This is a genomic window from Chloroflexota bacterium, from assembly GCA_016219275.1.
GTDB lineage: Bacteria > Chloroflexota > Anaerolineae > UBA4142 > UBA4142 > JACRBM01.
On the sequence record JACRBM010000056.1, the window covers coordinates 61145 to 78829 of the forward strand.

Sequence of the window (17685 nt, forward strand, 5' to 3'; positions counted from 1 at the left end):
GACGATTCTATCGTTTCGTCACTTCACGCGCAATCCAGATCACGCCAATCGTAATCAACAGAATTGGAAAAAAAGGTAGGTCAATCGGTAAACGAAACACGGCACGCGCCACATCCACCGCGCCGATGACGAGCGCGATGACGCCGAGCGTGATAGTGAAACCGCTGGTGGAAATCCTGTTCAGGTAACGCGCGAGATTTAGTCCCAGCAGAATCACACCGATGCCGATGGTCGCGCTGCCGTCCGGTAAAAACCGGAACAGACTAGTCAAGCCCCACACAATAAAGAACGTCCCCCACGCAATCGTCTCGAAACGCCGATTCAAACTTTTCGCGTCGTCCACGGTTCGCCTCACATTCGTTTTTGATTCGTCTATTGTGTCGCCGCTTGTTCTATCGCCTCGATGATTTTATAGTACCCGGTGCACCGGCACAAATTGCCGGTTAGCGCGTGCTGTATCTCCTCACGTGTCGGCTGCGCAATTTCGTCGAGCAGCGCCGCGCCGCTCATGATAAAACCCGGCGTGCAATAGCCGCACTGCACCGCGCCAGTCTCGATGAACGCGCGTTGAACCGGATGTAGCTTTCCGTCGCGTGGCAAACCTTCAATCGTCACGATCTCCGCGCCGTGCGCGCGCGCCGCGGGCACGAGACAACTCATCACCGCGATGCCGTCGAGAAAAACCGCGCACGCGCCGCACTCGCCTTCCGCGCAACCTTCTTTCGTGCCTGGTAATCCCAGATCTTCGCGCAACAAGCGGAGAAGAGTTTTGTCGGATGCATTCTCAATGGTATGCGCTTTGCCGTTGACGACGGTTTCGATGGTGTCTGAATTCGTAATTCGAAATTCGGAATTTGCTTGCGCGGCGAATTTCGAATTACGAATTTTGAATTTGCCTTCCGTTTTTCCCCACAACATCACCGGTTGTTCTGGACTATCTTCGCGCTCGGCGCCGTCGCGTAGTTGGCGCAGCGCGCGCGCGACGAGGACGCGCACCATTTCGCGGCGATAATCGGCGGTGCCGCGAATGTCGTCAATCGGTCGCGCGGCATTCATCGCGAGACGCGCGGCTTGCTCGATCGTTTCGTCGTCGAGCGTTTTGCCGATGAGGAATTGCTGCGCGTCGGTCGCCGCGACAATCGTCGGCGCGACAGACCCTAATGTAATCCAAACCGATTCAAGCGGTGAATTTCGAGTTTCGAATTTCGAATTTCGAAATCCCAACACGACCGCAACATTGACCACCGAAATCGCTTGTGCGCGGCGCAGACCCAGTTTGATGAACGTGCCGAATTCGTTTTGCTTGAGCGCGGGGAACGAAATCGCGGTGAGCATTTCATCCGGTTCGAGCGCAGTCTTGCGGACGCCGCGCATAAATTCTTCGAGGTCCAGCTCGCGTTTGCCGCGCCCCTTGCTTTCCAGCGTCACCCATGCGCCGAGCGCGCGCAACGGCGTGATCGTATCGTTCGCCGGCGACGCGGTGATGAGGTTGCCAGCGACCGTCCCGCGATTGCGAATCTGCGGCGCACCCACTTCCCAGCACGCGCGCACGAGCGGGTACGCGTGTGCGCGCAAGCGCGCATCGGCGACGACTTGATTGTGCGTGACGCTCGCGCCAAGATGAAACGTGCCGTCCTCGAAGCGGATTTCGTCCAGTTTCGGAATTCGACTGACATCAATCACAACCTTGGGCGCGCGCGCCTTGCGTTCGATTTCCAAAATCAAATCCGTGCCGCCGTTGATGAGCCGCGCGTTGTTGCCGTGCTGTGCGAGCAGGTCAAGCGCGTGTTCAATGGATGTCGCGGTGATGTATGTGTCCCACATGGTTCCCCGTAAATGGTAAATGGTAAATGGCAATTACCAACAACCAATTACGCCTTTCGTTTTACTTGAATGATCTCCGCCATGATGCTCACCGCGATTTCCTGCGGCGTCTCGGCGTTGATTTCTATTCCAATCGGCGCATGGACGCGCGCGAGTGCGGCGTCGCTTACGCCGCGTTGTTTCAGTGCGTTCTTCGCGGTTTGCGCGCGCCGGTCGCTGCCCAGCATCCCAATGTATGCAACATCCTTTTCGACAAGCGCGCCCAGCAACGCGGGATCGAGCGCGTGCGCGCGGGTAACGAGGACGACGTACGTTTGCGGCGTGAGGTCAAGCGCGGCGATTTTTTGGACCAGGTCGCCGGCGATGCGTTCGTCCGCGCACGGAAATTTTTCCGGCGTCACAAATTCCGGACGGTCGTCGAGCACGACGATGTAAAAACCGAGCGACCGTGCGAGTGCGGCGACTGCCGCGCCGACGTGTCCCGCGCCGACAATCACGAGCGTAAGCGCGTGTGTGAGCGGCTCGATGAAAACGTCCATCTCACCGCGCTCATCGTCCAAATTTCCGCCCGCGTGATTTTGTAAATCCAAATCAAGACAGCGCGCCTTACCCTCGCGAATCGCGACGCGCGCCTCGGCAATGACGCGCAGTTCCATCTCGCCGCCGCCAATCGTGCCGACAAATTTACCGTCGGGATAGACGAGCATTTTCGCGCCGGGTTCGCGCGGACTCGCGCCGCGCGTTTTGACGACCGTCGCGAGCGCGACAAGTTGGTTGTTTTGTAGAGCATCCATCAACGCATGAAAAACTGGATCCATTAAAACTCCGCTGACAAAACCTGGGGCTTGCTTTAGAATGCGGCGAGAGAGGTGTGAAATGGCAACTCCCAAAACAGTAACTCTGATTTACGCGAATGGCGTGTTCACCCCAGTCGAAAAAATAAAACTGCGCCCGCGTGAAAAAGTGCGCGCCAAGATTATACCGTTTGCGCCACCCACGCGCAAAACGACGCCGCGCAAGCGTGTGTGCGCAGATTTGACGAAAGACGAACTCGTTAAACAGCGCATCCGCGAGTCATTTGGCAGGTGGGCGGACCGTGACGACATTGGCGACGCTGTAGAGTGGGTCAACGAAATTCGCGCCGGCTGGGAAGAACGCATGAAAAGAATCTACTCCGATGGCTGAATACCTTTTCGATTCCACCGTGCTGATTGATAATTTGCGCGACAACCTCTCCCTCGAATTCTATTCCCTCTGATTTCTACTCTTGCTCGAATGTCGTACCCAATGCGCCGGGCGGCATGCCGCGCAACGATTGCCAAATCTTGCGCGACATGGGCGAGCCGCTAAAGAAACGATCAATTGATTCGTTGCTCACAACCAACAACGCGATAATCATCACCGCGAACGGCGCAGTCTGGAAAACCTGGGTCGGCACGTTCGCAAACGCGGGAATACTCTGCGCCAAGCCGCTGACCGATTGCAAGCCGCCAAAGATGTACGCGCCAATCGCCGCGCGAACCGGATGCCAGCCGCCGAAAATCACAATCGAAAGCGCGATCCACCCCAGCCCGTACGTGTGATGATAACTCCAACCCAGTTTGACGAACAGCGAGTACGCCGCGCCGCCAAAGCCGACGAGCGCGCCGCCGATGAGCGTGTAAATAAATCGTTGCAGATTTACGTTCGTGCCGCGCGCGAATGCCGCCGCCGGTTTTTCGCCGATGCCTTGCAGTTTCAACCCCAGTTGCGTTTTGTAAATCCACCACCACGCCGCGAAAATCAAAATGACGCTGAGATAGACGACGACGTTTTGATTGAAAAATATCCTGCCGATCACCGGAATATCCGCGAGTAATGGAATTGGAAAATTCTGGACGCCTTCGTAGGGCTTGCGGACGAATGGATTGCCAAAAAAAGTCGAGAGGTCGCCGCAGAGCAAGGTGAGCACGAAACCCACTGCGATCTGGTCGAGCTTGAGCACAATGCTGGAGAACGCGATAATTGCCGCGATGAGCGCGCCAACCAACATCGCCGCGAGAAATGCGAGGTACAAATTGTCGGTCGTGAACGCGACGGCAAAGCCGACCATCGCGCTCAATAAAATCGTCCCATCGAGCGACAAATTCGTGACGCCGGATTTTTCCGATAATGTTTCGCCAATCACCGCGAACACAAGCGGCGAACTATCGGCGAGCATGGAGGCGAGTGTAAGGATCAGTAAATTGGTATCCATTATTTAGACTTTATCGGTAACAACTTTTACCTCTCGCCAAAACGCAAAGCACGCAAAGAATCATCCTGAAAAAACTTGGCGTTCTTGGCGGCTTGGCGAGAGAGGTCTTATTCCCTATAATGTCTTTTGTTTCATAGTTGGATAGTTTAGGTAGTTGTGTAGTTGGATAGTTTAGGTAGTTGTGTAGTTGGATAGTTTCCGTTATCTAACTACGCAACTACCTAACTATCTAAACTTGGCGCGCACCCCTTGGGCGAGCACAACAAGCAACACGATGATGCCTTGCAATACACCGCCGAGCGCGGAATCAATTTGCAGATCGAGCGGGAGCGACACACTGCCTTTGGTGACCGCCGCGAAAAAGAACGCGACGAACGGCACACCCGTTGCTTGAAAGCCGGAGAGCAGAACGACGAGAATCGAGAGATAACCGTACCCGCCAGAGATCGAAGGAATCAGTCGCGCCCACACCCCGGCAGATTGCTCCGCGCCGGCAATGCCAGCCAACGCGCCGCACAACGCGAACGCGCCCAGCATGTACCGACTCGTCGGAATGCCGAGCCAAAACGCCGAGCGAATGTTTTTGCCAATCGCTTTTAACTTCAAGCCCCACTGCGTTCCGCGCAGAGCCAAGTACACGATGACCAACGCGATGATCGCGATCACAATTTCAATGGGACCGATGGACAGACCCGGAAAATTGGGCAACACCGCGGCAGGGCGAAACGGTTCGGTGCCGCTCGTGGACGCGATGCCTTCGCGTTTCCACGGACCGATGATGAGATAGAGCGCAATGCCCATCGCGACGAAATTCAAACCCAGCCCGCCAAAAATTTCGTGGACGCGTCCGTACACTTTGAGCACGCCGACGAGCAATGCCCACACCATTCCGCCCATCGCGCCCGCGACAAAAAGAAGCGGAACGAGCACCTCAGCGGGCAAGTCGAACGTGCGCGCGACCCAGGTCGCGAATATCGCGCCCATCGCGATTTGTCCTTCGATGCCAATGTTCCACAACCCGGCGGTGAACGTGATGAGCAAGCCGACCGAACAGAGCACGAGCGGCACCCAGGCATCCATCACGCTGCTCAGTTTTTCCGCCGAACCGAACGCGCCGTTCCACATCGTCGCGTACGCTTTCGCCGGATCTGCGCCAATCGCGATGAGCGCGAGCGTCGTTAGCAGCAAACCGAGTAGAACTGGACCGATTGCCCACGCGGCGTCGAGCCAGGGTGATTTTTTCGACGTCGTTTCGCTCATAGCCCCTTGCCCCCGATGAGTTCGCCGAGTTGCCGCACTGATGTTTCGCGCGCGTTCAACGCGCGCGCGACGCGTCCGCCGGAAAATACCAGGATGCGGTCGCTGTAATCAAAAATTTCGTCGAGGTCGGCGGACGCGAAAATGATTGCCGCGCCGCGCTTGCGTCGTTCGAGCAATTGCTTCCACACCCACATCGAAGATTCAATGTCGAGTCCGCGCGTCGGATGTTCGAGCAAAATCAGATTCAAGTCCGGTTGTAGCAATGCGAGCAACGCGCGCTGTTGATTGCCGCCGGACAGCGCCTCGACGCGCGAGGTGGGCGCACCGCGAATGTTGTACTCTTTGATGCGCGCTTGCGCTTCGTTCAACGCGCGATCCCAGTTCACAAAAAAATCGTTCGCGCGTTTCGCGAGCACAAAATGCTCGGTGAGATCCAGCCCTGGTACGAGTCCTTCTTCGAGTCGTCCCGCCGGCAGATACGCAACGCCACGATCCAGATATTTTTGGTACAGCTGTCCGTTCATCCGCGCGCCCGCGATCCACACGTCGCCGGCGACCGGCTGATCGAGTCCGGCGCACATACGCAGGAACAATCGCTGTCCGCTTCCTTCGATGCCCGCGAGTCCGATGACTTCGCCAGTGCACACTTGCAGGTTAATGTCCGGCACGCGCAAGCGATAGTCCGCGACCGCGATGTTCCGCAAATCAAGAATCGGTTCGCCCAGCTCGATGGCTTGACGCGCGTTCGTCGCCAACGCTTGTCCGAACATCAGTTGGACGAGTTGATCGCTCGTGAACGGGCGCGTCACTTCGCCGACGACTTTGCCCAGGCGCAACACGGTCACGCGACTGCACAGCGCTTCGGCGTCTTCGAGTTTGTGCGTGACGAAAATAATCGTCATGCCTTCGTGGGCGAGGAGGTTGAGTGTTTCGAACAGTTTGTTTTTTTGCGGAAGCGAAATGCCGGTCGTCGGCTCGTCGAAGATCAAGATTTTTGCGCCGAGTGAAAGCAAGCGCATGATTTCGAGTTGCTGGCGTTCGCCGACGGTGAACGATGAAACGGGCGCGTCGGGATCGAGAGCGAACCCGAACTGCGCGGAATATTTTTTGAGATCGCCGCGCGCGGCATCGCGTTTCTGGATAAACCCATCATCGCGCCCGAGCAAAAAATTATCGAGGACGGAGAGCGGAGGGAAATCGAGCGGGTCTTGGTGGAGCATCCCCACGCCGGCGCGGATCGCTTCGGCGGGATTTTTGAACGCGACCGCACGACCATCCACCGAAATTTCGCCGGCGTCGCGATGGATGAACCCGGAGAGCATTTTCATCAACGTGGACTTGCCCGCGCCGTTCTCGCCCAATAGACCGTGAATCGTGCCGGCTTGAATCGTCACGCTGACGTCGTTGTTCGCGTGGACCGCGCCAAAGTGTTTGTGAATGTTTTTGAGTTCGACGCGCATGAAATCCTCAAGTAGGGGCGGGGTAACCCCGCCCCTACGCGATCAGAACTATTTACTGGGCGCGCTCTGTCCAGTCATGCCTTGCAACAGTTGCGGCAGATACCAAATCTCCTTGTCGGTCGCCGTCGCGCCGTCTTTGACGTAGACGGAGCCATCTTGCAACGTGATAGGACCTTTGAAGAGATTGATGCTACCATCGCCCAGACCTTTGATGAACGTTTCGACCTGGGTCTTGTTCGCGGCGCTCAACGCTTTGCCGAACGTGAAGCCGACTGCGCCGGTGTCCGGGTTGTTGATGTCTTTCCAATCCGGACCGTCCCAGTCCCATGCGGCTTTATACGCGCCGGCTTGGAAATCCTTGACGGTCTTCAAGTAACGCGGACCCCAGTTAAAGTACGGCACGCCGAGGCACACGTCTTCGGCTTCCTTGCAGCCGTCCTTGTAGTCGTACGACACTGCCCAGACTTTTTCGCCCTTCTTCGCGCGTTGTCCGGCGACGACGAGCGCTTCGGTCGTGTCAATACCGGAGATCACGACGTCATTGCCCGCGTTGTAGAAATCGTTCGCAACCTTGGTCGGGTCGAGCGTGACGCCGGGAATGTTGAACCAGAACCCGATCCATTTCACGTCGAATTTCAAATCGGCGGCGGGCTTTTTCGCGTACGTCGTCCAGCAGTATTTAGCACCGAGGTATGCCATATCCGCGAGACGGCGCGTTTCGTCGTTGATGAGGGGACCCAAGAAACCGATCTTGCCTGTCTGCGTGCTGAGTGCGGCGGAACAGCCGGCAACCATCTTCATGTATTCCATCTTGCCCATAAAGTTGCCGAGATTCTTGATGTCCTTGAAATTCTTACCATCTTTCCAGGCGCTGTCGCCGGACGCGTTGATGAAGGTGATGTCCGGGAATTTCGGCGCGACCGCCAGCGTATCGGTCTGGAAATCGTCCGAGGTCGTGATGATCAATTTCACGCCCTTGGATTTCATGTCGTTCACGACTTGTTCGAGCGTCGTGCCGGGACGATCGGCGGGGTTGAGTTTGTCGAGGTAAATGAAATCGGAGCCGGGAAGTTTGCTCTTGACGTACTGCGCGCCTTGGTAATGCGCCTCGCTCCAGCCATGATCGTTGTACGGACCAACGAGGACGACGCCGAACGTAATCCCGGCGGCGGGCTTGGGCGCGTCCGTCGGCTTCGGCGCGGCAGTCGGCGGAGCCGGTGTCGGCGCTGGCGCGGGCGCACACGCCGCAATCAACGCGAGACCCAGGATGACCACCATGAACAGCGAAAGTTTTTTCAACATTTCGAATTCTCCTTTTCGATTCGTCAAAACATTGGAATGATGCTATCACGACACTGAAACGTGAGTTTGTTTCACCTCCTCTCCGGTTTGAGGTTGCGCGGTTTCATCGTCGAATCCTGAACCTGAAACTTAGTCCGCGAACACCGGCACGAAATCGAACTTGTTCACATCCACCAGTCCCTTGTCGGTGAGTTTCAATTCCGGAATCACTGGCAACGCGAGAAAGGCGAGCGCCATAAACGGACCGTGCAGATTGCATCCCAGGTCATGCGCGGCTTGTTCAACATCATCCAATTCTTCGCGTACGCGTTCGAGTGGTTGATCGCTCATCAAACCGGCAATCGGCAGCGGGACGCGCGCAAGCACTTGCCCGTCGGCAACCGCGACCAAGCCGCCTTGCATCGCGGCAATCGCGCGCGCGGCGGTCATCATGTCATCATCGTTCGTGCCGGCGAGGATGATGTTGTGCGAATCGTGCGCGACGCTCGAACCGATCGCGCCGCGTTTTAGACCCAGCCCGCGCACGAAACCCAAGCCGACGTTGCCGGTCGCTTGATGCCGCTCGATGACCGCGAGCTTGAGCACATCGCGCGACGGATCGGAAACGGCAAAGCCATTCTCGATGCGCGCGGCTTCGATGCTTTGCGTCGTGACGATTTGTTCCGGCACGATGCCCATCACGCGCACTTTTTTATGCCCGTTTGCATGCAAACGCAAATCCACCTTGCGCCAATTGATGTTCATCGAATTGCGAACGGGCGGATGGCGCGGCGATTCTTCCTGCGGCAGAACGCGTCCGTTGCGCGCGACCAGTTTGCCGCCGCGATACACCTGCTCGACGTTCAGTTTGTAGAGATCGTCGAAGATGACGAGGTCGGCGCGGCGACCTGGCGCAATCGCGCCGAGGTCGTGTAAGTTAAAGTACTCGGCGGCGTTCAGCGTTGCAATTTGGATCGCGGTGATTGGGTCGAGTCCTTCGCGAATCGCGGTGCGGAGCATGAAATCAATATGTCCTTCGTCAATCAGATCGGAGGGAAAGCGGTCGTCGGTGACGAACAGGACGCGGCGCGCGTTCCACGGTGTAATCACCGGGAGCAATGCCTTCAAGTTGCGCGCGTTCGACGCTTCGCGAATCATTACGCGCATACCGAGCCGGATTTTCTCGCGCGCTTCGTCGGCGGTCGTGCATTCGTGATCGCTCATAATCCCGGCGGCGACGTACCCTTCGAGGTCGCGTCCCGTCACGCCGGGCGCGTGCCCGTCAATGCGTTTGTCCGCGAACGCGCGCAGTTTGTCGAGCACGTTCTCGTCCCGGTGCAACACGCCGGGATAGTTCATCATCTCACCCAAGCCGACGACCCAGGGATCGCTCTTGAACTGGATGAGATCAGACCAGCGTAAAATGCCGCCGTTCGTTTCGAGATTCGTTGCGGGGACGCACGAAGGCACCATCACGTAGACGCTAAACGGTGTGTACTTGCTCGCTTCGAGCATGTAGCGGATGCCTTCGACGCCGAGCACGTTCGCGATTTCGTGCGGGTCAATGATGACGGATGTAGTCCCATGCGGGACGACCGCGCGCGCGAATTCGAACGGCGGGACCATCGCGCTTTCGATGTGGACGTGTGCATCTATGAATCCTGGCGCGATGTAGCGTCCGCGCAGATCAATGACACGGTGCGCCGGATAATCGTTGCCCAGCCCGATGATGCTCATGTGTTTGATTGCGACGCCGGTCTCTTCGACTTCGCCGGAAAAGACATTGACGACGCGCGCGTTCTTGAGCAGGATGTCCGCCGGTTCTTCGCCGCGTGCGACTTTGATGAGCGTGGAGATTTCCATATTACTTTCCCTTCAGCGATCTTTTAATAATTTTGAAACTGCTTTCTTCAATTGCGGGATGTCGTCCTTGGCAGTGTCCCAAATCCTTGAAACGTCAATTTCAAAATAGTCATGGACGATTTTGTTGCGCATACCAATCATTTCTGACCAGGGTATTTCGGCATGTTGTTCTTGAAACTCATTCGAGATATTGCGCGCCGCTTCACCAATAATTTCAATTTGGAGCATAACGGCGTCTTGGCGCATCAAATCATCCTCAAACTTTTTCTCATTCGTGCCGCGCATGTACAACTCGATGCGTTTGATGGCGACGAGAATGTCTTCTAATCGTCCGTAGTTGTCGGGGTTTTTCATAGAGAATTACCATTTCCCTTTCGACGGTAGGTCGGATACGTTTTTTCAATCCTTTGGCGGGAACCAAATCCGCTTTTCTTCCCAGACGTTTTGACAATTCTTCTTCTAGTTGTATCCATTTGAACAAGCCAAACGGTTTCTTACGTGGCTCTTCGAAATCCACGAGAATATCAATATCACTCTCTGGCGTTTCTTCCCCGCGCACAACCGAGCCGAAGAGCGCGATGCGCGTGACACCGTAGGGTTGGAGGATGGGCAGAATTTTATCACGGAGATTGTCGAACTTGTTCATCTTCACAATACCTTGTTCAAGTCAATTTCGATGCCGGCATTCTTGATTTCTTTCGCAAGTGCCATCCGCCATGCACCAGCCGAATCCATTGAAATGTACGCAACGCCTTTATAATCGGATGGAATATCAACATCTTCTTTGTAGAGCGCGCACACACGTCCTCGTCCAAGTTTGCCCATAAAGTAACCCAGTTCGAGAATCACATTTTGACGGGCACGCGGTTTCGTTTCACTCGATTTGTCTTTGGGTGAGCCGACATCGTCAGGTGTAAGCAACACAATGGCAAAACCGACGTTGGAGTGATCTTCAAATTTCTCGATGATGGTTCTACCGGCGTTTGGTTGTTCGTGAAGGATGATTGCTTCTAATCCCAGTTTCTCAACAAATCTCGCGGCAGATTCTTTTGCGGCTTCGTCATGACCGTGAACAATGAAAACTTTGCTCTCCAGAACCATCTGCCGAGTAATTGATTGGGTTGTACCAGGCGCATCAGGAATTAGGTCGAGTTGCTCCAGAAGTGTTTCCAGAATACCAATGAGCGCGCCCATTCTACTTCTGAAGAATTCAACGTAGTCTTCACTGAAGGGGATTTCTGTGATTTGTATTTCACGAAAGAAGGAGTTGTATTCTTCTAAAACAGTAGCGTCGTTGAACAAGCGACCAACTAATTCAACATTGTCCTTAAACCACTTGATTGCATTCTTCTTGGCATTTTTTAGTCTTTCTGGATAGGTCACCAAGTTACTAATCTCAATGCCTTTTTCTATCTGTGTTCTAATTGCTTGTTCAGCTTCATTTCTCGGAACCAGAAGAAGAAGCAAAGACTGGGATGAAACGGAATTTTGAGTTACCATTGCTATACTCCCACCCTCTCCACTATCTCGCGTTCGATCCGATTGTGCCGCTCAATCACCTGTATCACATCGAACGTTTTCAGTTCGCCGTTCCCGACGACGACGCGATTAGTCCAAATTCTCCACGTCCGCCAAATCTTGCAATCGCCCGACTGCTTTCTTGTTCTTTTTCAAGTTTGCCAGTCCAATAAAATTCACATTCACGCCATCTACTTTGACGCGCACACGCGAACGATAACTGCTTGCAAACTCAACGCCCTGCAACTCGTTCAAGATATCAATGCGGCTGGGTGGATTGCCCAATTGAATGATTTGGTCTGGCGCAAGAAAATCATTCACCGTCAAACCAAGTGATGCAAATCCAAACTGCGCCAACGCTTTGACAACGCGCGCGGCATTTTGTGGTGTGCGCTCGACCCACACATCCAGGTCTTTGGTGTAGCGCGGATGTCCATGAAATGCAACCGCGTATCCGCCAATCACCAAGTAGCGCGCTCTATTTGCGTTTAACGACTCGATAAACTCTTTGAAGTCTTGGCTGAACACCGTACTTCCACCCGTGATACTCTTGACGGATTCGTTCTAATGCGTCGAGACGTTCCTGGTATGAACGCGTTTGCCAGTACGCAAAATCGCTCTTTTGATTTCTCATCGAAATCTTTTTGACCGATTTCTGAATCGTTTGCGTAACTCTTTTACGGACTACCATGTTTCGCCTACCGCGCGTTGGAGCGCATCACGCGCAGTTTGATCGTCGATCCGAAATCCAATTGCCTGCAAAGCACGCAACTCATGCGCTGCCGATGCGATCAATCCCTTTTGCTTTGCTAACAAAATGATACCCAGCGTGCCTTTCACGTTCAGCGACAAACTTCGCGCGCATTTTCGCGCGGCTTCGTCGTCAAGAATTGCTGTCCACCCCGGTTCTGCCGATGCGAATGCTAATACCGCCGTTTCGCCGGCACCCAGATCCCAGGCAAGAATTTCAGTGGATGGTGGCGGTGTGTCAACAATCACAAAACGTCCGCCGGTTAATGCTTGTTGCGCCGCGTCTTTTGGTCCCGCCTGAATTTCTTGCGCGACCACGCGCGGAACAGCCACGTGATCTGCCAACGCGAAAAGCAAATCATCGCGACCAATCCGCGCGAGAACGATCAATGGTGAAGCATTGATGACCCAGCGTTCAGCCATGCTTGACTTCCTCGACAATTTCATCGGCATCGTACTGGAATGGCGAAACGCCAAACCGCTGCAACGCAGTCAAAAACTCGCTGCGCGAAACACCGGCGATCTCCGCCGCCTTTGCCTGCGAGATCATCCGCATTTCGTACCATTTGACTGCTGCTGCTAAACGCATCTCGCGCACGAAATTATCTGGGTCTTGGCGCAAAGCGGACAAGACACCTCTGGGCAAATCTATCGAAACATGAACCGTATCCATTTATTCCCCCTTATCGCGCCCCCGCTTTTTCCACCATCTCTTTCGCGATTCGATTGTGCCGCTCAGACGACCTTACGCAATAACGGCGGCGCTTCCCTCTCGAAGAATTGCTTTACACGCTTCCACGATACGCGCTTGAGCATCCGCGGCATTGGATCGGCTTCGGCTTCTTCAAAATAAGTCAATGCCTTGATATAGTGGATCAGATTGACCTCGACGCCTTTGTATTTTTCGCGATACCAATCGAGTACGTCTTCAAGCGTATGCCCAGCGAGGCAGATGTAGTAGAGGTCAATAAAATCACGTTTCTTACCGCGCGTGCCAATCGCATCCAACTTCATCGCGCCAATGTCGGACATGCCGGCAATCGCTGTGTTCAGCACCGTCTCACTTTTCGCAATGAGTGGGTACGAATACCGGAAGAAACTCACTTTGACTTGATCGAATGTTCCGAGCAAAGTGTCTTTCTTCCGTTGCTCTTGCACGAACGCGCCCGTTTTGGCTAGCCGCCGAACCAACGTCACGACATCAAAGGATCGCGGCGTGAAAAAATCCAAATCTACCGAGATACGATGCCCTAAATGCAGAGCCAGTGCGGAACCGCCAGCAAGATAAAATCCATGCGCGATCTTTTTCTCGCCTAGTAATGCCAAGCTTTGCCGGGCTGATTCTGGGAGTGTTTCGATAAACATCGTACCTCGTCTCTGGACAAGCCAAAATACACCGCCCAAAAATTCGCGCTCATTCTGGAAAGTGTGCGGGTTTTTTTCAAGACGCCAATAATTTGGGGTCGCGAATAGTTTTGCAAAAGCCAGCGTGCGGTTTGCGGATTGCCCCACTCCAACAACCGCTCGATCACGTAGGTCGAGTGTCTATTCGCGTCGAGTTTTGCTGGGTCTGTGTCCCAAAAATATCGTCGCGCGAATTGCGGTATTTGCCGTTTTTCTCTTGGTACCACTTTCATCTTCATCGCGCCCCACTCTCTCCGCCATCTCGCGCGCAATTCGATTCGGACATTCAATTCTCACCCGCAAGCCGCACTGATTCTTCAATCACGTCAGCGCCCAAGCGAATGCCGCCCTGAACGAGTTCTTCGATGAGTGGTTTGACTGCGGAAATGAATCCATGTTCTTTTGCTTCGAGCAGGACGCCAAGCGTGCCGGTTAGTTTCAAACCAAGTCGCCGCGCGTGCTTTCGCGCGATACGTTCATCAATAATCACCAGATCAGCGCCAAGTTCTTGCGCGAGTACTATCGCTTCAGCTTCTCCGCGATCCAAGTCGGACAACAAATCCGCGCGGCGCGTATCTTTTAACATGGTTACGATCAGCCAATCGGATTTTTTCAGTTAGGCAATTCCAATTCCGCTTGCGCCGCCGGCGAGTACTTCGTTTTGTACCGTCGGTGGAATAACCACCTGGTCGTACAACCGACGCAATAGGTTCAACTGTCCAATTAGCGCCAAACTGATTATCGGCGTTGTGTTGGTAACGATGATACGTTTACGTTCAGGCATTCGCCATATCCTCAGCTAATTCGTTGGCATCCACACCTATGGGCGACAAGCCAAAACGCCCAAGCGCAAACATAAATTCGACCCGACCCATTCCAGCAAGTCGCGCCGCCATCCCAGTGGAAACCTTACCAAGTTCGTAAAGTTTCACCGCGAGCAAGAGTCGCGCTTCAGATTCAAACTGCACCGGGTTCTCTTTCAACGAAAGCAACAATTCTTCAGGGTATGGAATTGTCAAAACATTCATTGCCATATTTCCTCCAAACCTACCGCGCCCCCGCGCTCTCCACCATCTCACGCGCGATCCGATTGTGCCGCTCGATCACCGGCATCAAATCGAGCGTCGTCAGCGCGCCATTCTCGACGACGACGCGACCGTTGATGACGGACAAATCTACGCGCGGCGGCGTGCAAAACACGAGCGCGGAAACCGGGTCGTGCAACGCACCGGCAAAATCGAGGCGATTCAGATTCACCGCGATGAAATCTGCCGCTTTGCCAGTTTCGAGTGCGCCAATATCATCGCGACCCAGGACGCGCGCGCCGCCGAGTGTGCCGAGTTCGAGCGCCTGCCGCGCGGTCAACGCGCGCGGATCGCCGCCGACGCGTTGCAACAACATGGCTTGGCGCGCTTCGGCTAGCATGTGCGACGAATCGTTCGACGCGGAACCATCCACGCCCAAGCCGACCTTGACCCCGGCGTTCAGCATTTTCACAATCGGCGCGATGCCGGACGCGAGCCGCATGTTCGATGTCGGACAATGCGCGATGCCCGCGCCGACTTGCGCGTATCGTTTGATCTCCGCGTCGTTCACCCAAACGCTATGCGCGAACCACACGTCGTTGCCCATCCATTCGAGATGTTCTGCGTAATCCACCGGGCGATAACCAAATTTTTGCAAACAAAAATCTTCTTCGTCGCGCGTTTCGGCGAGATGTGTGTGGAGGTGAACCTTGTACGCGCGCGCGAGCCGCGCCGATTCGCGCATCAGATCCGGCGTCACGGAAAATGGCGAGCACGGCGCGAGCGAGACGCGGCACATCGAGTACGGGTTTGGATCGTGGAATGTTTCGATCACGCGGCGCGAATCGCGCAGGATCGCGTCCTCACTGTCGCACACGCGGTCGGGCGGCAAGCCGCCTTGCGATTCGCCGAGCGACATCGAGCCGCGCGTCGGATGAAAGCGAATGCCAATTTCGCGCGCCGCGCGAATTTCATCGTCGAGTTTGGAACCGTTCGGAAAAAGATAGAGATGATCGGCGGCAGTCGTGCATCCGCTCAACACGAGTTCGGCAAGCCCAGTGAGCGCGCTCGTGTAAACAGCGTCGGGCGTGAGTTCCGCCCAAATCGGGTAAAGCGTTTTGAGCCAGTGAAAGAGGTCGGCGTCTTGTGCAGCCGGCAGCGCGCGCGTGAGTGTTTGGTAGAGGTGATGGTGCGTGTTGACGAGACCCGGCAAGACGACCATCCCGCGCGCGTCAATCACGCGGTCAGCAGTGGTGGGCAGTTCGTTCGTCGCGCCGACTTGCGCGATCACATTGTCGCGTACAAATAACGCACCGTCGCGAATTTCGCGGCGCGCAGTGTCCATCGTCAACAAAACATCGGCGTGTTTGATGAGCAAGGTCGGCACTGACAACTCCAAACTTAGCGCATCGTATACGCTTTGGCGTGAGGGCGAACCGTGAGAAAAACAATTGTTTGGTCGGGCAAACCATCACAGAAACAGTACTGACATTCGGGCACTGCGCGACATTCTTCACAGATTACAAAGATGATCCTGAAATTTCGTCCAACGTGCGCGCTAGGACATCCTTTAAGATTGAGCGTGTTGGCAGGGTGCCCCAATTTTTCAGTGTTCGTGTATGGGGCAGCGGTAATGCGCTGAACTTGTTTCCAAATACGTTCGCGCAGACTGGGATAGGTGGCAAGGTCTTTTTCAAAGCGTGGTGTGTCGTGACACTGATAACTCATCTACTCCAGACCTCTTTGTCTGAGAGTAATTTGATGCGACCGGCGCGTGCATCTTTGCGAATCTCGACCAAAGCTTGATAGAGTGGCGATTCGGGATCGGATTGCCAGGGTTCGGCTTGCGCGAGCAAGTTGCGAAGTTCGTCCCGCACAACCTTGCGCAACGGAGTCTCAAGTTCACTTTTTTTGATCGTGATCATCCCTGCTGTGGCGGCTCGTGACATTGGACACCTCCGTATTTTCACGGTCATTATAGCACACCTGACAAGCCACCCAAAATTGATTTGCGCTTTGAAACGTGCTACAATCATTCGCGATGAATACACTAGATCGGTACATTCGCCAAACGATTTTTGCGCCGCTGGGCAAAGCGGGGCAAGAAAAATTGCTCGCGGCGCGCGTCGCGATCATCGGGTGCGGCGCGAACGGGAGCGTGATGGCAAACACGCTCGCGCGCGCTGGCGTTGGGTCGCTCGTCATCGTGGATCGCGATTTCGTCGAGTTGAACAACTTGCAACGCCAGGTGCTGTTCGACGAGGACGACGTGGCGCGCGGCACACCGAAAGCGATTGCCGCCGTCGAAAAATTGCGGCGCATCAATTCGACGATCCAAATCGAGCCGGTCGTCGCAGATGTGAACGCGGAGAATATCGAAGATTTCGCGCGCGGCGTGACGCTCGTGATGGATGGCACCGACAATTTTGAAACGCGCTTTCTCATCAACGACGCGTGCGTCAAACACAACGTGCCCTGGGTCTACGCCGGCGCGGTGTCGAGTTACGGCATGACGACGACGATTGTCCCGCGCGAGACCGCGTGCTTGCGCTGTCTCTTTCAAAAAGAACCCGCGCCGGGCACACTGCCGACGTGCGACATCGCGGGCGTCCTGGGTCCGATCGTCAACGTGATGGCGTCTATCGCGAGTGCGGAAGCGATCAAATTCATCGCGGGCGCGGGGACGCGCAATGCGGGGCTGATCAATGTTGATCTCTGGGACAATTCGTTCGAGGCGTTCGCGATGGCGCGCAATCCAAATTGCGTCTGTTGCGCGCAAAACAAATTCGAGTACCTCGAAGGGGAACGCGGCGGCGTAATGACCGCGTCGTTGTGTGGGCGTAATTCGGTGCAGGTCAACCCAGGCAAGGGGCACACGATTGATCTCGCGCGACTCGCGGATCAATTGCGCGAGGTGGGACAAGTATCGCTGAATGAGTATCTGCTCAAATTACAAATTACAAATTACGAACTAACTATTTTCCCCGACGCGCGCGCGATCATCAAGGGCACAGACGATGCGACCGTGGCGCGAGGCGTATACGCCAAGTACGTAGGATCGTAA

The 17685-nt window shown here is 55.1% G+C and carries 22 protein-coding genes; 2 read left to right on the forward strand and 20 right to left on the reverse strand.

Going from position 1 to position 17685, the window contains the following annotated elements:
* Positions 1-7: 7 nt before the first annotated feature.
* Genes HY868_15010 through HY868_15020 form a run of 3 tightly spaced genes read right to left on the reverse strand, consistent with a single transcriptional unit; the run spans position 8 to position 2642 of the window.
* Positions 8-343 carry a hypothetical protein gene (locus HY868_15010; protein ID MBI5303441.1) on the reverse strand — a complete coding sequence of 112 codons (336 nt, stop codon included), beginning with the start codon at positions 341-343 and terminating at the stop codon, positions 8-10.
* A 29-nt stretch (positions 344-372) separates the two neighbouring features.
* Positions 373-1824, reverse strand: a complete 1452-nt coding sequence (locus HY868_15015; protein ID MBI5303442.1) for an FAD binding domain-containing protein — start codon at positions 1822-1824, stop codon at positions 373-375.
* 47 nt (positions 1825-1871) lie between these two features.
* Positions 1872-2642 (reverse strand): XdhC family protein, encoded by a 771-nt coding sequence (locus tag HY868_15020; GenBank protein ID MBI5303443.1) that lies wholly within the window; start codon positions 2640-2642, stop codon positions 1872-1874.
* A 58-nt stretch (positions 2643-2700) separates the two neighbouring features.
* On the opposite strand from HY868_15020, the gene HY868_15025 reads away from it, so the two are divergent.
* Positions 2701-3009 carry an antitoxin family protein gene (locus tag HY868_15025; protein MBI5303444.1) on the forward strand — a complete coding sequence of 103 codons (309 nt, stop codon included), beginning with the start codon at positions 2701-2703 and terminating at the stop codon, positions 3007-3009.
* 76 nt (positions 3010-3085) lie between these two features.
* Here HY868_15025 and HY868_15030 read toward each other — a convergent pair whose 3' ends face one another.
* The 17 genes from HY868_15030 to HY868_15110 form a co-directional block, all read right to left on the reverse strand.
* Positions 3086-4060: an ABC transporter permease gene (locus tag HY868_15030; GenBank protein MBI5303445.1), complete on the reverse strand. Its 975-nt coding sequence runs from the start codon at positions 4058-4060 to the stop codon at positions 3086-3088.
* A 225-nt stretch (positions 4061-4285) separates the two neighbouring features.
* Complete coding sequence (locus HY868_15035; protein ID MBI5303446.1) at positions 4286-5320, reverse strand: ABC transporter permease; 1035 nt, start codon at positions 5318-5320, stop codon at positions 4286-4288.
* The gene (locus tag HY868_15040; protein ID MBI5303447.1) at positions 5317-6780 is read right to left on the reverse strand and encodes an ATP-binding cassette domain-containing protein; all 1464 of its coding nucleotides are present in this window, start codon (positions 6778-6780) and stop codon (positions 5317-5319) included. The genes HY868_15035 and HY868_15040 overlap by 4 nt, the downstream gene beginning before the upstream one ends.
* Positions 6781-6828: 48 nt before the next feature.
* Entirely contained in the window at positions 6829-8082 is a 1254-nt protein-coding gene (locus HY868_15045; GenBank protein ID MBI5303448.1) for a BMP family ABC transporter substrate-binding protein, read from the reverse strand.
* Positions 8083-8211: 129 nt separating this feature from the next.
* A complete protein-coding gene (gene ade, locus HY868_15050) occupies positions 8212-9924 on the reverse strand; it encodes an adenine deaminase (GenBank protein ID MBI5303449.1) in 1713 nt (570 codons plus the stop codon).
* Between the two features lie 12 nt (positions 9925-9936).
* The gene (locus HY868_15055; GenBank protein ID MBI5303450.1) at positions 9937-10209 is read right to left on the reverse strand and encodes a DUF86 domain-containing protein; all 273 of its coding nucleotides are present in this window, start codon (positions 10207-10209) and stop codon (positions 9937-9939) included.
* A complete protein-coding gene (locus HY868_15060) occupies positions 10193-10570 on the reverse strand; it encodes a nucleotidyltransferase family protein (protein MBI5303451.1) in 378 nt (125 codons plus the stop codon). The genes HY868_15055 and HY868_15060 overlap by 17 nt, the downstream gene beginning before the upstream one ends.
* 2 nt (positions 10571-10572) lie before the next feature.
* The gene (locus HY868_15065) at positions 10573-11424 is read right to left on the reverse strand and encodes a nucleotide-binding protein (protein MBI5303452.1); all 852 of its coding nucleotides are present in this window, start codon (positions 11422-11424) and stop codon (positions 10573-10575) included.
* Positions 11425-11532: 108 nt separating this feature from the next.
* Positions 11533-11970 carry a hypothetical protein gene (locus tag HY868_15070; GenBank protein ID MBI5303453.1) on the reverse strand — a complete coding sequence of 146 codons (438 nt, stop codon included), beginning with the start codon at positions 11968-11970 and terminating at the stop codon, positions 11533-11535.
* A 156-nt stretch (positions 11971-12126) separates the two neighbouring features.
* Positions 12127-12615, reverse strand: a complete 489-nt coding sequence (locus HY868_15075) for a DUF3368 domain-containing protein (GenBank protein MBI5303454.1) — start codon at positions 12613-12615, stop codon at positions 12127-12129.
* A complete protein-coding gene (locus HY868_15080) occupies positions 12608-12865 on the reverse strand; it encodes a UPF0175 family protein (protein ID MBI5303455.1) in 258 nt (85 codons plus the stop codon). Before HY868_15080 ends, HY868_15075 begins: the two co-directional genes overlap by 8 nt.
* 62 nt (positions 12866-12927) lie before the next feature.
* On the reverse strand, positions 12928-13557 hold the full coding sequence (locus tag HY868_15085) for a nucleotidyl transferase AbiEii/AbiGii toxin family protein (GenBank protein MBI5303456.1): 630 nt from the start codon (positions 13555-13557) through the stop codon (positions 12928-12930).
* A 325-nt stretch (positions 13558-13882) separates the two neighbouring features.
* Positions 13883-14182 carry a DUF3368 domain-containing protein gene (locus tag HY868_15090; protein MBI5303457.1) on the reverse strand — a complete coding sequence of 100 codons (300 nt, stop codon included), beginning with the start codon at positions 14180-14182 and terminating at the stop codon, positions 13883-13885.
* Positions 14183-14212: 30 nt separating this feature from the next.
* The gene (locus tag HY868_15095) at positions 14213-14380 is read right to left on the reverse strand and encodes a hypothetical protein (GenBank protein MBI5303458.1); all 168 of its coding nucleotides are present in this window, start codon (positions 14378-14380) and stop codon (positions 14213-14215) included.
* Positions 14373-14624, reverse strand: coding sequence for a UPF0175 family protein (locus HY868_15100; protein ID MBI5303459.1), 252 nt, complete (start codon positions 14622-14624; stop codon positions 14373-14375). Before HY868_15100 ends, HY868_15095 begins: the two co-directional genes overlap by 8 nt.
* Before the next feature lie 19 nt (positions 14625-14643).
* A complete protein-coding gene (locus tag HY868_15105) occupies positions 14644-16008 on the reverse strand; it encodes an 8-oxoguanine deaminase (protein MBI5303460.1) in 1365 nt (454 codons plus the stop codon).
* A gap of 337 nt (positions 16009-16345) precedes the next feature.
* Positions 16346-16570: a hypothetical protein gene (locus HY868_15110; GenBank protein ID MBI5303461.1), complete on the reverse strand. Its 225-nt coding sequence runs from the start codon at positions 16568-16570 to the stop codon at positions 16346-16348.
* Positions 16571-16662: 92 nt separating this feature from the next.
* Between HY868_15110 and HY868_15115 the strand changes: the two genes are divergently transcribed.
* Positions 16663-17685, forward strand: a complete 1023-nt coding sequence (locus HY868_15115) for a ThiF family adenylyltransferase (protein MBI5303462.1) — start codon at positions 16663-16665, stop codon at positions 17683-17685.

What these genes read in the sequence shown, in the direction of transcription:
- HY868_15015 (MBI5303442.1), bottom strand. Translation starts at nt 1,824, where the DNA reads ATGTGGGACACATACATCACCGCGACATCCATTGAACACGCGCTTGAC.
- HY868_15020 (MBI5303443.1), bottom strand. Translation starts at nt 2,642, where the DNA reads ATGGATCCAGTTTTTCATGCGTTGATGGATGCTCTACAAAACAACCAA.
- HY868_15025 (MBI5303444.1), top strand. Translation starts at nt 2,701, where the DNA reads ATGGCAACTCCCAAAACAGTAACTCTGATTTACGCGAATGGCGTGTTC.
- HY868_15030 (MBI5303445.1), bottom strand. Translation starts at nt 4,060, where the DNA reads ATGGATACCAATTTACTGATCCTTACACTCGCCTCCATGCTCGCCGAT.
- HY868_15035 (MBI5303446.1), bottom strand. Translation starts at nt 5,320, where the DNA reads ATGAGCGAAACGACGTCGAAAAAATCACCCTGGCTCGACGCCGCGTGG.
- HY868_15040 (MBI5303447.1), bottom strand. Translation starts at nt 6,780, where the DNA reads ATGCGCGTCGAACTCAAAAACATTCACAAACACTTTGGCGCGGTCCAC.
- HY868_15045 (MBI5303448.1), bottom strand. Translation starts at nt 8,082, where the DNA reads ATGTTGAAAAAACTTTCGCTGTTCATGGTGGTCATCCTGGGTCTCGCG.
- ade (MBI5303449.1), bottom strand. Translation starts at nt 9,924, where the DNA reads ATGGAAATCTCCACGCTCATCAAAGTCGCACGCGGCGAAGAACCGGCG.
- HY868_15055 (MBI5303450.1), bottom strand. Translation starts at nt 10,209, where the DNA reads ATGCGCGGCACGAATGAGAAAAAGTTTGAGGATGATTTGATGCGCCAA.
- HY868_15060 (MBI5303451.1), bottom strand. Translation starts at nt 10,570, where the DNA reads ATGAACAAGTTCGACAATCTCCGTGATAAAATTCTGCCCATCCTCCAA.
- HY868_15065 (MBI5303452.1), bottom strand. Translation starts at nt 11,424, where the DNA reads ATGGTAACTCAAAATTCCGTTTCATCCCAGTCTTTGCTTCTTCTTCTG.
- HY868_15075 (MBI5303454.1), bottom strand. Translation starts at nt 12,615, where the DNA reads ATGGCTGAACGCTGGGTCATCAATGCTTCACCATTGATCGTTCTCGCG.
- HY868_15080 (MBI5303455.1), bottom strand. Translation starts at nt 12,865, where the DNA reads ATGGATACGGTTCATGTTTCGATAGATTTGCCCAGAGGTGTCTTGTCC.
- HY868_15085 (MBI5303456.1), bottom strand. Translation starts at nt 13,557, where the DNA reads ATGTTTATCGAAACACTCCCAGAATCAGCCCGGCAAAGCTTGGCATTA.
- HY868_15090 (MBI5303457.1), bottom strand. Translation starts at nt 14,182, where the DNA reads ATGTTAAAAGATACGCGCCGCGCGGATTTGTTGTCCGACTTGGATCGC.
- HY868_15095 (MBI5303458.1), bottom strand. Translation starts at nt 14,380, where the DNA reads ATGCCTGAACGTAAACGTATCATCGTTACCAACACAACGCCGATAATC.
- HY868_15100 (MBI5303459.1), bottom strand. Translation starts at nt 14,624, where the DNA reads ATGAATGTTTTGACAATTCCATACCCTGAAGAATTGTTGCTTTCGTTG.
- HY868_15110 (MBI5303461.1), bottom strand. Translation starts at nt 16,570, where the DNA reads ATGTCACGAGCCGCCACAGCAGGGATGATCACGATCAAAAAAAGTGAA.
- HY868_15115 (MBI5303462.1), top strand. Translation starts at nt 16,663, where the DNA reads ATGAATACACTAGATCGGTACATTCGCCAAACGATTTTTGCGCCGCTG.